Annotated in this window: 11 protein-coding genes and 1 pseudogene; 5 read left to right on the top strand and 7 right to left on the bottom strand. The window is 68.0% G+C overall.

Annotation, left to right across the window (positions count from 1 at the left end):
• The first annotated feature begins 154 nt into the window (after window positions 1-154).
• Window positions 155-1,051 carry a LysR family transcriptional regulator gene (locus QOM21_RS00365; protein WP_407547466.1) on the top strand — a complete coding sequence of 299 codons (897 nt, stop codon included), beginning with the start codon at window positions 155-157 and terminating at the stop codon, window positions 1,049-1,051.
• A gap of 262 nt (window positions 1,052-1,313) precedes the next feature.
• Here QOM21_RS00365 and QOM21_RS00360 read toward each other — a convergent pair.
• Both QOM21_RS00360 and QOM21_RS00355 read right to left on the bottom strand, forming a co-directional pair.
• Window positions 1,314-1,564, bottom strand: a pseudogene (locus tag QOM21_RS00360) (VOC family protein); the annotation flags it as partial.
• A gap of 94 nt (window positions 1,565-1,658) precedes the next feature.
• A complete protein-coding gene (locus QOM21_RS00355; RefSeq protein WP_407547465.1) occupies window positions 1,659-2,996 on the bottom strand; it encodes a PLP-dependent aminotransferase family protein in 1,338 nt (445 codons plus the stop codon).
• An 88-nt stretch (window positions 2,997-3,084) separates the two neighbouring features.
• Here QOM21_RS00355 and QOM21_RS00350 point away from each other — a divergent pair, with 88 nt between their 5' ends.
• Complete coding sequence (locus QOM21_RS00350) at window positions 3,085-3,711, top strand: DJ-1/PfpI family protein (RefSeq protein ID WP_407547464.1); 627 nt, start codon at window positions 3,085-3,087, stop codon at window positions 3,709-3,711.
• A gap of 600 nt (window positions 3,712-4,311) precedes the next feature.
• On the opposite strand, the gene sufU is transcribed toward QOM21_RS00350, so the two are convergent.
• Genes sufU through QOM21_RS00335 form a run of 3 tightly spaced genes read right to left on the bottom strand, consistent with a single transcriptional unit; the run spans window position 4,312 to window position 6,802 of the window.
• Window positions 4,312-4,749, bottom strand: a complete 438-nt coding sequence (gene sufU, locus QOM21_RS00345) for a Fe-S cluster assembly sulfur transfer protein SufU (RefSeq protein WP_407547463.1) — start codon at window positions 4,747-4,749, stop codon at window positions 4,312-4,314.
• Window positions 4,740-6,080: a cysteine desulfurase gene (locus QOM21_RS00340; RefSeq protein WP_407547462.1), complete on the bottom strand. Its 1,341-nt coding sequence runs from the start codon at window positions 6,078-6,080 to the stop codon at window positions 4,740-4,742. Before QOM21_RS00340 ends, sufU begins: the two co-directional genes overlap by 10 nt.
• The gene (locus QOM21_RS00335) at window positions 6,077-6,802 is read right to left on the bottom strand and encodes a hypothetical protein (protein WP_407547461.1); all 726 of its coding nucleotides are present in this window, start codon (window positions 6,800-6,802) and stop codon (window positions 6,077-6,079) included. The genes QOM21_RS00340 and QOM21_RS00335 overlap by 4 nt, the downstream gene beginning before the upstream one ends.
• Window positions 6,803-7,205: 403 nt before the next feature.
• Here QOM21_RS00335 and QOM21_RS00330 point away from each other — a divergent pair, with 403 nt between their 5' ends.
• Together QOM21_RS00330 and QOM21_RS00325 are read left to right on the top strand one after the other, a co-directional pair.
• Window positions 7,206-7,817 (top strand): HD family hydrolase, encoded by a 612-nt coding sequence (locus QOM21_RS00330; protein WP_407547460.1) that lies wholly within the window; start codon window positions 7,206-7,208, stop codon window positions 7,815-7,817.
• Between the two features lie 165 nt (window positions 7,818-7,982).
• Complete coding sequence (locus QOM21_RS00325) at window positions 7,983-8,477, top strand: GNAT family N-acetyltransferase (protein WP_407547459.1); 495 nt, start codon at window positions 7,983-7,985, stop codon at window positions 8,475-8,477.
• Between the two features lie 351 nt (window positions 8,478-8,828).
• Here QOM21_RS00325 and QOM21_RS00320 read toward each other — a convergent pair whose 3' ends face one another.
• Entirely contained in the window at window positions 8,829-9,200 is a 372-nt protein-coding gene (locus tag QOM21_RS00320; protein ID WP_407547458.1) for a hypothetical protein, read from the bottom strand.
• Between the two features lie 701 nt (window positions 9,201-9,901).
• Between QOM21_RS00320 and QOM21_RS00315 the strand changes: the two genes are divergently transcribed.
• Window positions 9,902-11,527: an adenosine deaminase gene (locus tag QOM21_RS00315; RefSeq protein WP_407547457.1), complete on the top strand. Its 1,626-nt coding sequence runs from the start codon at window positions 9,902-9,904 to the stop codon at window positions 11,525-11,527.
• A 467-nt stretch (window positions 11,528-11,994) separates the two neighbouring features.
• Here QOM21_RS00315 and QOM21_RS00310 read toward each other — a convergent pair whose 3' ends face one another.
• Window positions 11,995-12,210: a DUF6243 family protein gene (locus tag QOM21_RS00310; RefSeq protein WP_407547456.1), complete on the bottom strand. Its 216-nt coding sequence runs from the start codon at window positions 12,208-12,210 to the stop codon at window positions 11,995-11,997.
• Window positions 12,211-13,206: the final 996 nt, after the last annotated feature.

The raw sequence follows: 13,206 nt of genomic DNA, 5'->3' as shown, positions 1-13,206 counted from the left end.
GGTCGTCTCCCTCTGTCTCATAGGCCCTGCGGCCGCGCGGTTCGTGATGTCCTCAGCCAACCGCGATCACCTCCACCGGCCAATGAGCGATCCGCGTCTACACTGATCGCGAACCGTGATCAATGCTGATCGCGGTGGACAGGGGGTCGGGGCCATGGAACTGCGTCAGCTGCGCTACTTCCTCACCGTCGCGGAGGAACTGCACTTCGGCCGTGCCGCCGAGCGGTTGCACATCGTGCAGTCCGCGGTCAGCCAGCAGCTCCGCCGGCTCGAACGCGAACTGGGTACGGAGCTGTTCGCCCGCACCACCCGCACGGTCCGCCTCACCGAGGCCGGCGACCGGCTCCTCCCGTACGCCAGGGAGATGCTCGGCCTCCAGGCGCGCGCCCGGGAGGCCATCGACGAACTGCGGGCCGAACAGGCCGCGACCGTGCGGCTCGGCACCAGCTCAGGGCTGGGCGACTGGCTGGACGCCGTACTCACTGCGTTCAACCGGCACGCCGGATACGCCCCGTTGGAACTCGTCACCGGCAGCACCGAGCAACGCCTGGCGCAGGTGCGGGCCGGTGACCTGGACGCCGCCCTGCTGCGTGGTGAACGGACCGCACCTGGGCTGGAGTTCCTGCCACTGTGGCAGGACGTACTAGTAGCGGCGCTGCCCGCGGGGCACGAGCTGGCCGGGCGGGAGACAGTCGAACTGGCCGAGCTCGCGGACCTGCCACTGCGGCTCTCCCCGCGCTCCCGCAACCCCGCGCTCCACGACATGGTGATGCGCTCCTGCACGACCGCCGGCTACGCGCCCGCCCTGGGACCGGAGTTCACCAACGACCAGGACACCCTCGCCGCCATCGGCCACGGCAAACCGTCCTGGACGGTCTTCTACGCCTCGCATGCCGGCCAGCTCCCTGTCCCCGGCGTGGTGTTCCGCCCCCTGAGCGGGCCGGTGCCCGTCATGTGGACCTACCTGGCGGTCCGGGACGGGCCGCCCCGGACCGAGCTGCGCGCCCTGATCGAAGCTTGCTACGAGGCGGCCGAGAGGGGCCGGGCGTAGATCCTGGCCCGGGATGTTCAGCGTCGGCCATGACTCGAACGTGGCGCCGATGATCTGCCCGACGACGGAAGCCGAATGGCGGCCGACGGCGTTGAGGAGAGCTGGCCGCCCCGCATGAGTTCGGTCTGAGCGGCCTCGTCGCCGGCGATCAGGGAATGCGCCCGGCGGCAAAATCCGGCACTTCGGTGTACAGCGTGGTTCGCGAGACGCACGCAGGTCATGGGCGGCTCGGCAGGTCCGGCGCGGCCTGAACTTGCCGCCGTCAGTGGCTTGGTGCGTGGCTCAGGTCGACGATGCAGAAGATGTCGCCGTCAGGTCCGTCAGGACGACGAAGTCCGGGTCCTCCGGGTAGAGGTCCCAGTCCGGTCTCGTGGCACCGAGCGTGAGGAGGCGTTCGACCTCCGTTTCTTGTTCGGCGGCCGTATCCACGAACAGGTCGAGGTGTACGCGCGGGCGAGGCTCGGCCGGGGACTGGCTGTGCATGAGGCCGAGGGCACGGCCGGAGTCGTCGCTTCGGGGGCCAACCGGGCTCCCCTAGGAACCCAGCGCCGGCGACCTTCGTACACGGGTGCCGGCGCGGGCAGGAATCGGCTGATCGAGGGGGAGTTCAGGCGTAGGCATCCTCGATGGCGACTCGTCGCACCGTACGCAGAGTGGACTGGAGACGGTCCAGATCGGTCGAGCCCAGGGCGAGGCGGAGCGCCTGTGGTGTGTGCGTCGAGGTGGTGAACGGCTCGGCCGTGGCTACCGAGATGTGCTGACGCGCGAGGGTGGCGGTCAGGCGATCGGCGCGTGCGTCGTCGGGCAGTGGCAGCCATGTGAAGTAGGACGAGGAGTGGCTGATGAGTGGTAGGCCTGCCAGCTCTTGTCTGGCGAGTGCTTGGCGGGCCTTGGCGTCGTCTCGTTTCTGCGCCTCCAAGTGGTCCACCGTGCCGTCATCGAGCCAGCGGCAGGCGATCGCGGTGGTGAGGGCCGGGGTGTTCCAGGTGGTCACCCGAGTCGCGCGTTCGAGCGACGGCACCGTGGACGGCGGGGCGACGACGAAGCCGACCCGGAGGCCGGTGGCGATGCTCTTGGAGAGCCCCGTGACGTAGACGGTGATGTCCGGCGCGCTGGCAGCCAGAGGCGGTGGAGGGTCCTCCACCAAGTAGGCGTAGGAGGCGTCTTCGATGATGAGCGGACCGTACTGTCGAGCGATCTTGATCAGGCGGGTGCGGTCAGTTGCCGGCATGACCCAGCCCAGAGGGTTGTGCAAGGTGGGCATGGTGTAGATCGCGCGTACAGGTCGGGTCGCGCACAGCTTTTCCAGGACATCAAGATTCGGCCCGTTGGTGGTTGTGGGGACGGGCTCCAGGTCGAGATGAAAGGCATGCGCGAGCACCTTGAAACCCGGATAGGTGAGCGCGTCGACCGCGACGACGTCGCCGGCGTTGAGCGCGGCCATGACGGTGATGGCCAGGCCGTGCTGCGCACCGTTGACGACGAGGACCCGATCTGCGTCCGTGGTGATCCCTCGACGCCTCAGGTGCCGTGCGATCGAGGCTCTGTCCTGGGGACGCCCTTGATGTGGTTGGTAGCGCAGCAGCGAGTCGAGATCACCAGCGGTGGCCACGTCTCGCAGGGCCTGCCGTAGGAGGTCAGCTTGGCCGGGCAGCGACGGATAGTTGAAGTTGAGGTCGACCGCGTCCCGGGCGACGGCCTGTTGATCGATGCCGTGACCAGCGGGAACCGCGATGTCGCGCACGAAGGTGCCGCGGCCCTGTTCCCGGCTCACCAGGCCCATCGCTTCCAGCTCGGCGTACACCCGAGTTGCGGTCACCACGGCGATGCCCTCGCGGGCGGCGAGCCCGCGGTGTGTCGGCAACCGCACACCTGCGGCGAGCCGTCCCGTCCGGATGTCGGATGCGAGCGCGTCGACCAGCTGTTTGTAGCGCGAGACTGCCATGCACCGAACTGTATCCATGACAATTCTTTGACTGTCCTGTTCCCGGGTCCCTACCGTCACGACCCACTCACCCGGAAGGACAGCCACCGTGCACATCGCCATCCTCACCTTCGAGGGCTACAACGAGCTCGACTCTCTGATCGCACTCGGTGTGCTCAACCGCATCAAGACCGACGACTGGCGCGTCACCATCGCCACCCTCAGCCCCAAGGTGACGTCGATGAACGGGGTGGTCGTCGAGCAGATGTCCACTCTTGAGGAGGCGTGTGCTGCTGACGCCGTCATCGTCGGGAGTGGCATCGCCACCCGCGAGGTTGTCGAAGATCCAGCGATCATGAAGGTCCTGCGCGGCGGCCTGGACCCGTCGCGTCAACTCATCGCGGCACAGTGCTCCGGTGCGCTCGTCCTGGCCAAGCTGGGTCTGCTCCACGACATCCCCGCCTGCACCGACCTGACCACCAAGCCTTGGGTCGTCGCCGCGGGCGTCGAGGTACTCAACCAGCCCTTCTACGCCAAGGACAACATCGCCACCGCCGGCGGCTGCCTGGCCTCGCACTACCTCGCCGCCTGGATCATCGCTCGCCTTGAGGGCAACGACGCCGCCGAAGGCGCGCTGCACTATGTCGCCCCGGTCGGCGAGAAAGAGGAATACATCGAGCGCGCCTGGCGCAACATCGCCCCCTACCTGCCCGCTCCCACCGCGGCGCTCGTCTGAACACAAGTCGCAAGAAGCGGCCTTGGCCACGAAGCCACGGGGCGGCGTGAGCTCTGACAGGCCAATAGGCCAACAGGTCTCGGTCGGCAGACCGACGCTGCGTACGCCGGCGCCGTCTCCGGTACGGGGGAGCGTCGCGGTATCTGTTCCGTGGCCCGCAGCCGGCCACCGTGGCTGCCCTTGGAAGGTGGCGTACCCGGCCGGTTTCGCGGCACCGCTCGCCCTGCACAGCGGCGACTCTTCTTCTTTGAGGCAGCGGACGTGATCGGCGCGAACCGGGCGGTGCCTACTTACGCGGCGACAACCGGCCAATCACTTCGTTCTTTCGCTTCGGCTGTCGCTGCGTAGCCCCCGGGCGCCGGTCAACGGTCGTTCTTTCTCAGCCTGGTGGTGAGCATCTCGCTCAACCGGCGTATGGCGGCGGCCAAAACGGAGCGAAAACAAAAGGTACGCCGCCGCCATGTGGCCCAAGGTGTCCTTATGAAACAGCCAAGACGTGCTTATGGGCGCGTGTCCCGGGCTATTCGTGTCACGGGCGGGGGCACCGGCATAATCACCGCTACCCCCGCCCGCGATAAGACGCCGAGCTTGCCCGCCCGCTTAAGACAGGGCGCTGCGGAGCGCCGCCCAGCCCAGCAGTGCGCATTTGATCCGCGCGGGATGCCGGGCCACCTCCCGGAATGCCACGGCATCACCCAGCCGGGCAGGCCAGGCAGACGCCTCCGTCGCGCGTTCACGCAAGAGCGAGGCGAATTCCGTATGCAGGGATTCGGCCTCCGCTACGGGATGCCCCAGGACGAGCCCGGCCATCACAGAGGCCGACGCCTGACTGATCGAGCAGCCCTGAACCTCGTAGGAGAGGTCGGCCACGACCGCCTCGGTGCCCGAACCGGTCAGCCGGACGCGCAGGGTGAGTTCGTCGCCGCACGTCGGGTTGGTGTGCTGCACCTCCGTGTCGTACGGCTCGCGCAGCCCGATGTGCCGGGGGGCACGGTAGTGCGCGAGGATGACCGCTTGGTTCTCTGCCGTCAGCTGCATACCGCGGCCTCCGTGTCGTCCCCCGTCGCGAAAAGCGCCTGGGCCGCCTTGATGCCCGCCGCCAACGCCGCGATCTCCTCGGGACCGTTGTACAGGTAGAAACTCGCGCGCACGCTGGCGGGCACGCCCAGCCGGCGATGCAGCGGCCAGGCGCAGTGATGCCCGACGCGTACCGCGATGCCACGGGCGTCCAGGACCTGGCTGACGTCGTGCGGATGCACCCCGTCGACGACAAAGGACACCGCGCTACCACGGTCTTCCATGGTGGACGGCCCCAGGACCCGCACCCCTGGCATGGCCGTGAGGGTGCGCAGAGCCAGCTCGGTGAGCCGGTGCTCGTGCGCGGTGATCCGGTCCATTCCGACGTCGGTCAGATAGCGGATCGCGGCCGCCAGCCCGACCGCCTGCGACACCATCGGCACGCCCGCCTCGAAACGCTGGGGCGGCGGCGCATAGGTCGCCTCCGTCATCCGGACGACCTCGATCATCGAGCCACCGGTGAGGAAGGGCGGCATGATCTCCAGCAGTTCGCGCCGTCCGTAGAGGACGCCTACGCCGAACGGGCCGAGCATCTTGTGCCCGCTGAAGACCGCGAAGTCCACGCCGAGGGCGTGCAGGTCGACCGCAGCGTGCGGTACCGACTGGCAGGCGTCCAGGAGCGTGAACGCGCCGACCTCGGCCGCGCGGGACACGATGCGGTGCACGGGATTGACCGTGCCCAGCACGTTCGACTGGTGGGTGAAGGCGACCAGCCGGGTCCGCGGCGTGATCACCTCGTCCACGTCGGCCGGCTCCAGCCGACCGTCGTCGGTGACCCCCAGCCAGCGCAGCGTGGCGCCGGTGCGCCGGCACAACTCCTGCCAGGGCACCAGATTGGCGTGATGCTCCATCTCGGTCACCACGATCTCGTCGCCGGGACCGAGGCGGAAACGGGCGGCCTCCGGTCCGGCGGTCGTGGCGTTGTTCATGGCGTAGGCGACGAGGTTGATGCCCTCGGTGGCGTTCTTGGTGAAGACCACCTCGCCGGGGGCGACCCCGACGAACGCCGCTACCCGGGCGCGGGCGTCCTCGTACGCCTCGGTCGCCTCCTCCGAGAGCTGGTGCGCCCCGCGGTGGACGGCGGCGTTGGAGGTCTCGGTGAAGGCCCGTTCGGCGTCCAGGACGGAGGCGGGACGCTGGGCGGTCGCGCCGGAGTCCAGGTAGATAAGTGGCCGACCGTCGGAGACGGTGCGGGCCAGGATCGGGAAGTCTTTGCGGATCAGGGCCGGGTCCAGTGGAGCCGCGTCCCGGTCCTGGCCGGGCCCTATGGGGCCGGTTGTCGGCGCCGTCATGCCCGGGCACCGGGGGTGGCCTCGCGGGTGGCGGTGGTCTCGCCGCCGTGGGCCGGGCCGAGACCCGCGAGCACCTTATGGGTGGTCTGCAGGCACAGGCCCCGGGCGCACACGGTCACCGTGTCGCTGTCGGCCTCGTCGGCCAGGTCCAGGAACTTCGGGTTGAAGCTCTCGATGCGCTTGGTGCGCACGCCCTCGGCGTAGTCCGCCGGCGACGTCCAGCAAAGGTCCTTGTACGAGGAGGTGTTCTCGGGGATGAGGGCCGGGTCGTCCAGTTCGAGGACCGCGCCGAACATCAGCAGCGGCTCGAAGAGCGGTTCGGGCGACTCGGGGTCCGCCGTGGGGCGGTCGGCGACGTAGCTGAAGCCGGCCCCGATCATGGAGAAGCGGCAGGTTCCCAGCGGCTTTTCCCGGGAGGCGGCCTCCATGGCGGCCTCGCAGCCGAGCTTACGGGCGAGGAGATCGCCCACCAGGAACGAGAGGGCGGAGGAGGGATCGGGGACCACGTTGCGCTGCCCGTCCTCGGGGAAACGGGCCACGGTCCGCAGGTCGTCCGCCCTCAGCTCGGTGAGATGGACCGGGGCAAGCTCTGCTGCCGACGAGGCCATGCCGTCGGCGTAACATCGGGCGAATTCGAGCGGCAGCATGCTGGTCGGCGTGCTGATCACGTTGGGGTGGGTGGGGTTGCTGTCCGCCCGGCGGGTGCCCGTTAAGACGCTCATGCCGTCACCGGTGTTTGCCATGATGGTGCACTGGAATACCGGCTGCCAGAGCGTGCCGGAGGCGAGGCATTCGTTGAGTGTCGCCGGGCCGCGGGAGCGGAATCCGGTCAATGTTCCCTCTAGTTCCGACGCTGCGTAGAACTTTGCCATACGAGTTCATTCCTTTGCTGTCACTTGTTGACAATAGGTTTCACAGGAACGTAATAACTTGCCTGGAAAACTGTCAACGATGATTTCTGGACACGGAATCGCAATGTGCGGGGCGGAGATGGTGTGATGGCTCTGCGGACGCACGGATGACCCGTCAACTGTCCTGAAGCGAACGGCCGGTGCGCCGGTGCTAGAGTCCGGCTCGGCGATCACGCGGTCGCGTCAACAATATGTGGAAGATTGGGGAAACGGCATGCCGGGAGATCTCCGGGCGGTATTCGACTTCATCGCTTTCAGCGCTCGCTTACGGGAAGTTGAACGCCACAACAACGCCACCGCCGACCGCAAGGAAAGCGTGGCGGAGCACTCCTGGCACTTGGCCATGGTCAGCTGGCTGCTCCACCAGCAGTTCGAGCGGGAATTCGGGCATGCGCTGGAGCTTGAGCGGATGCTCAAGATGTGCCTGATGCACGATCTCGTGGAGATCGAGGCGGGAGACCCCTCGGCGTGGGCCACCCAGCACAGTGCCGAGCACACCCAGGACAAGGCCCGCATCGAGGAAGAGGTCGCCCAGCGCCGCTTCACTCCTCTCCCCGGCCCGCTCGCCACGGAATTCCTCGCTCTGTGGCACGAGTACGAGGAAGGCGTCACACCGGAGGCGCGGCTGGTGCGCGGCGTGGACCGCCTCAACCCCGCACTGATGCGACTCCTCACCGGACAGGGCTGGCAGGACGTTGACGCGGACGCCACCGCGCTCGATCGCCTGCAACTCCCGCGGGTCCAGGTCAGCGAGACCCTTACCGCCCTGTACGAAGAGGTCCGGGACGCGGCGGTGGAGCGGGGGCTCCTGCCCGCGGCGTCCTGACCGTCGCGCGCCCTGCCGTGCACCGCCGGCTCGACCACCAAGAGGAGCCGATTCCCTCGTCGCCTACATTGCGGGCCACCGGCCACGAGGCTGAGCCCGGTTCTGAGCGAGTTGAGGGGTGAGGCTCACCCTGAACGCCGCGCTCGATGTGGGTAGAGTCGGGCGATGCCCGAGCTGACGCGGCTGGATGCCGGCCACGCCCCGGCGGTCCTGGCCTTCGAGCTGGCGAACCGCACCTACTTCGCTGCTTCGATCTCCGACCGCGGCGACGACTTCTTCGACCACTTCACCGACAGGTTCGACGCCGCGCTGGCCGAGCAGGAGGCCGGTATCTGCGCCTTCTACGTACTCGTTGCCGAGGACGGCGCGGTGCTCGGTAGGTTCAACCTGTACGACTTGGAGGACGGCACTGCCAGACTCGGCTACCGGGTCGCGGAGCGGGTCGCCGGCCGTGGTGTGGCGACCGCGTCCGTCCGGGAGCTGTGCCGGATGGCGTCAGTGATACACGGCCTGCGTACACTGCGGGCGGCCACCTCCCACGACAACGCCGCCTCCCAGAGAGTCTTGGTCAAGGCCGGGTTCGTCTCGGTCGGCCCTGCCACCCCGGCCGATCTCGGCGGCAAGTCAGGCACTTGGTACCAGCGCGACCTCCAGCCATAGACCTTGGTCTTGCTCGTGGGTCGCTGCGGGAAGGCAACTCCACACGGGGAACGTGCTGCGGCCTGGGCGTGGGTGGACACCGGTGCCTGAGCCACGACGAGGGACCGAACGCTCTTTAGGCTCCGTGATGGCCAGGACCGGCGGGCCGGTGTGGCGCCGTTGGGCTGACCGCTGATCATCGTCGGACCGGAGGTGCCCGGGCCTCCGGCGCAGGGCTCGTGGTTGGTTCCTGCTCGGTCCCCGGTGGTGGTGCCTGCCCCGCGTTGTCGAGGTTGTGCTCGATGAGGCCGGTGGTCGTTGGTGCTGTTGCCGGTGCCGCTCAGAGCCGCGCCGGGCGGACAGCCCGTCACCTCATCTCGACGTGGGTCGGCGGCCTGGCTGCAGCATGTGCATCAACAGCAGGACGCTTCCTGTCGCTGCCCCTACTGCTCCCATGGCCAGGAAGCCGCGGGAGGAGCGCCAGGACAGCACCGACCACCGCGACTGCGCGGAGAACAGGGATCCCGTACTCAGCCACGATCCGGTCGAGATCAATGACAGGGATGAGCCGATCGAGCCGACCGACAGGGCGCTTCCGATCGAGCCGACAGACAGGGCCGATCCGACGGACCCCACGGACAGCACCGACCCTACTGAGCCGATCGACAACACGGAGTCCTGCGACCACAAGGACAGCACTGAATCCGAAGAGGGACGGACCGACCGTACGGGCAGCTTCGGCATGAGGTCATTCTGGCGCGCCGGCTGCTCGGCCCGGCCCCCTTGTGGGCACGCAAAAGGGTGATCGCCGATGGAAGGCCGTCCTGTGGGTGGGCTACCAGGGCGGCGCACTGGCTGGTGTTGGGGTACTGCGGTCGCAAGTGCCGGCGGATGCGGCCGGTGTCCACGTCGCCACAGCACGGGAAGCCGTTCGGAGGTCCGCTTGATCCGGCCTGAGCGCGGGCTGATCTCGCTTGCGGGGATGGTCAGGCGAAGGTCAGGCAGGCGAGCCGAAGCAGCGGAGAGAGCGACCGATGCGTGGGTGCGGGCGGGAGAGGCGGCTTGAGCAGTGGGGCCCTCCCGCGCCGAAGGCCAGATGCGCATGGGGTGTGCGGGTCAGGTCCCGTTGGTGCGGGTCGCGGAAGCCCGGTGGGGTCGTAGTTGGCGCCTTCGACGAGGACGAGTACGAGGTCTGCCTTGGCACTGGCCGTTCCCCCAGTTCGGTATCTTTCGTGGCAATACGAGGAAGGCCGTCGCCGATGGCCAGGTTGTGGCGCAGCAGTTTCTCCACTGCCGAGTCCACGGCCTCGGGGTGAGTACGTAGCCACTCCAGGGGACTGAGGTGTTTCGTCTTCGCGGCGACGGGGGTGTGGTGGAGGTGCTTGCGGTGGAGATCGGGCGGCAGGATTGAAAAATGTCTTCCGGACACCGAAGATGTCGTGTCCATGAGCCAAATTTTCGTGAGGTGCAGGTCGCTCAAGGGTCTACGCGCGTCGATGGTGGGTGTGGGCGTCGTCCTCGTCGCCTCGGCGGTTGCCCTGCCGCTCGCCACCGCCGACGCCGCGAAGCCCAGGCCCGACTCGGAGCACAGCACCATCGCCAGGGAAGGGCGGGTTGCTGCGCACCTGGAGCACATACGAAGCGACCCGCACCAACTGCGGGAGTTCATGCGCGCCATGCCCAAGGGCGCTGATCTGCACAATCACCTTTCCGGTGCCGCCTCCACACAGCTCCTCATCGACCTCGCCGTGCACAACGGCCTGTGTATCGAGGAGGACAGCTCAACTGCCGTTCAGGGCCCTTGCAAGGACGGCAGCCGCCCGGCCTCCGACGTGCGCACTGATTCCGCCTTCCGGGAGAAGCTTGCGCGGGCCTGGTCGATGAAGGACTTCCCGCAGAACAGGCCGAGCCGGGCGGGGCACGACCATTTCTTCGCCACGTTCGACAAATTCATGGCGGTCACCACGAATGATTTCAACGGGAAGCTGCAAGCCGACGTAGCCAACACGGCTGCCAGGAACCACCAGCAGTACCTGGAGACGATGATCAGCCCCGCGTTCCCGCAGGCCGCGAAGCTGGCCAAGCAGGTCGGCTACGACAAGGACCTGGCGGCCATGCACGAGCGTCTGACCGCGGGGGGCAAGCTCGACCGCTTGGTGAACGCGGCTCGCAAGGAGGCCGACAACACTGATCGCGACTTCCGCAGGGCCGCGCACTGTGGCACCGCCTCCGCTCAGCCCGGGTGCAAGGTTGAGACCCGTTTCCTCTCTCACGCGTTGCGCGCGCTGGCACCCGCGGATGTGTTCACGCAACTGGAACTCGGCATGGCGCTCGCGGAGAAGGACAGGCGGTTCGTCGGCGTCAATCTCGTACAGCCCGAGGACGACAAGAACTCACTGCGCAACTACCGGCTGCACATGCGCATGCTGGACTTCCTGCACAGAAAATACCCGGACGCCCACATCGCCCTGCACGCCGGCGAGTTGACCCCCGAGTTCGTCGGACGTAAGGACCTCACCTTTCACATCAACGAGGCGGTGCGCGTCGGCCACGCGGAGCGCATCGGACACGGCGTCGACCTCAAGCACGAGGATCTGTCAAGGAAGCTGCTGCACACCATGGCGAAGCGCGGCATCGCCCTGGAGGCGAACCTCACCAGCAACGAGCAGATCCTCCAGGTCGCCGGTAGGGACCACCCCTTCCAGGCTTACCGCAAGGCAGGCGTTCCGGTGACGATCTCCACCGACGACCCGGGCATCTCCCGCACCGACATCTCCCGCGAGTACGAGCGGGCCGCGACGACCTACGCACTGTCGTACCCGGAGCTGAAGGGCATCGCCCGGACGTCGCTGGAGGAGGCGTTCCTGTCGGGCAAGAGCCTGTGGAACGACAAGACTCCCAAGCGCAGGTACCGTCCCGTGGCGCGGTGTGCCGGGCAGGAGCCCGGAGCCAGCCATCCGGGCGCGCGCTGCCAGGCGCTGCTGGACTCCAGCCCGAAGGCCCAGCAGGAGTGGGAGCTCGAAGCTGCTTTCCGCAACTTTGAGCGGCGCGTCCTCAAGCACTCCTTGTAGCCCGCGCACATCACGGGTTGCTTGCCGCCGCGGCGGATGACCCGCGGCAGGATGTCCTTCTGCCGCGGCGGTGAGCAAACCGGATCGGACCGATTCGGCAGCATCAACGAGGGTCGCCGCTCGACGACGACACTCTTGCCCTCGCTGACCAGGCAACGGGCGGATCAGCAACCGACTCGCCCGCACCCTTTCGAAGATCAGTTACGCCACCACCCACAACTGCGGTCTCGCCCGGCTGGGCACGAGAAACGCGCAGGTGGTGCCGCCCCTGGCGCAGCTCGGGGCCGGCGGTGACGAGGCGACTGAAATCGGCGGCTTCCCCGGGTGTCCGGCAAAGACGCGGTCGGCTAGACGCGGTGTCGGCCGGGAGCTGATCGGGCCCGGCCGCGCCCGGTACGGCAGCAGGGCCCGGACCGCGCATCGTGGTCCGGGCCCTGCCCCGTGTGGTGCCGCCCGGCGGCGGTGCGTCAGCTCTGTGCGGTGTCGTCGCCTGCCTGCCCGGCGCCCTCAGCTGCGCCTGCCTTTTCGCGCATCTTGCGCACCAGCTCCGCCTTCTGCTCGGCCGCACCCTGGCGGTCGAGGTTGCGGTGCGGGCCGTTGTTCTGCCGTTCGGCGCGGGACAGCCGCTTGCGCTGGCCGCCGCCCATGCCCACGGGGTTGTTGATGTTCTTGCTCACGGTCATGGGTTCTCCCGGTATGAGGTGAAGTGTTCTACGGATTCATCGGTGGGGGAGGGGCGGCGACGCCGAAGGACGTCAGCGGGGCCCATCCGCTCTCACTCGTAAATCGGCGTCTGGAAGAACATGACAAAGACGTTACCCGGTCCCGTCGGCCCCGCACACCAACTTATTCGCCGCCCCGGCGTCAGCCGGGCCTTTGGCGAGCGGAAGGGGCGATGTCGACCGAAGCGAGGCCGGCGCCCCACTACAGAATTCTGGGGCGCGCCGACCACCGCCCCTTCGCAGGAAACCTGGTCACATGACCGCTCGCATCGTCATCCGCCCGCCCGCCCCGGTGGCCGCCGCGTCCACCTTGACGCCATCCTCGGCCTCGCCCGCAGGGACATGGACGTCGTGGAGTTCCTGCGCCTCGCCGGCCTCCCCGAGCCGAGCCGCTCCTCGATGACGCTGAGTGGGCGGAATGGCGCGGTGGACAGCCGCACGATTTCGGCGGGCCCAGCATCAGCAGCGTCTGACCCAGTATGAGGCCGTTTCATGATCCGCCGGACCGACTCTAGGCCGTGAGAATCGCAGAGCGCGCTCCCTGTACGGCCTGCGTTGGGCCGTACAGGGAGCGTTGTCGTTCAGCGGGTGAGCTGCCGTATGGACAGCCGCTGCACGGCTCGGGACTCCTCGATGACGTCGCGATCTGTTTCCGCGCTCGTCGCTCTGGGGGGTGACCGTCCACAGCACGCCGCCCCACCAGATTTGCCGGTCGCGCTCGACCCACGGCGCCGTGCGGGCCGGGACGAGGAGGGGTCGGACGCGGTCAGCCATGGCGCGGTTGGGAATCGACATGGTGACTTGCACGCTGCCGGCCTCGCCGATGTAGTCCTCGACGGTGACCTCTTGCAGCGGCAGCACGTCGACCAGCTCCTCGGATCGCAGACGAGTACGCGATAGGTAGACGTAGGCAACCTGTGTCCTCCTTACGGTTGTTGGACTAGAGCTTGGTTCGGG

Source organism: Streptomyces sp. Pv4-95, assembly GCF_045782725.1.
In the GTDB taxonomy this organism is placed as follows: Bacteria; Actinomycetota; Actinomycetes; order Streptomycetales; family Streptomycetaceae; genus Streptomyces.
This window is presented reverse-complemented; position numbering and strand designations above follow the sequence as displayed.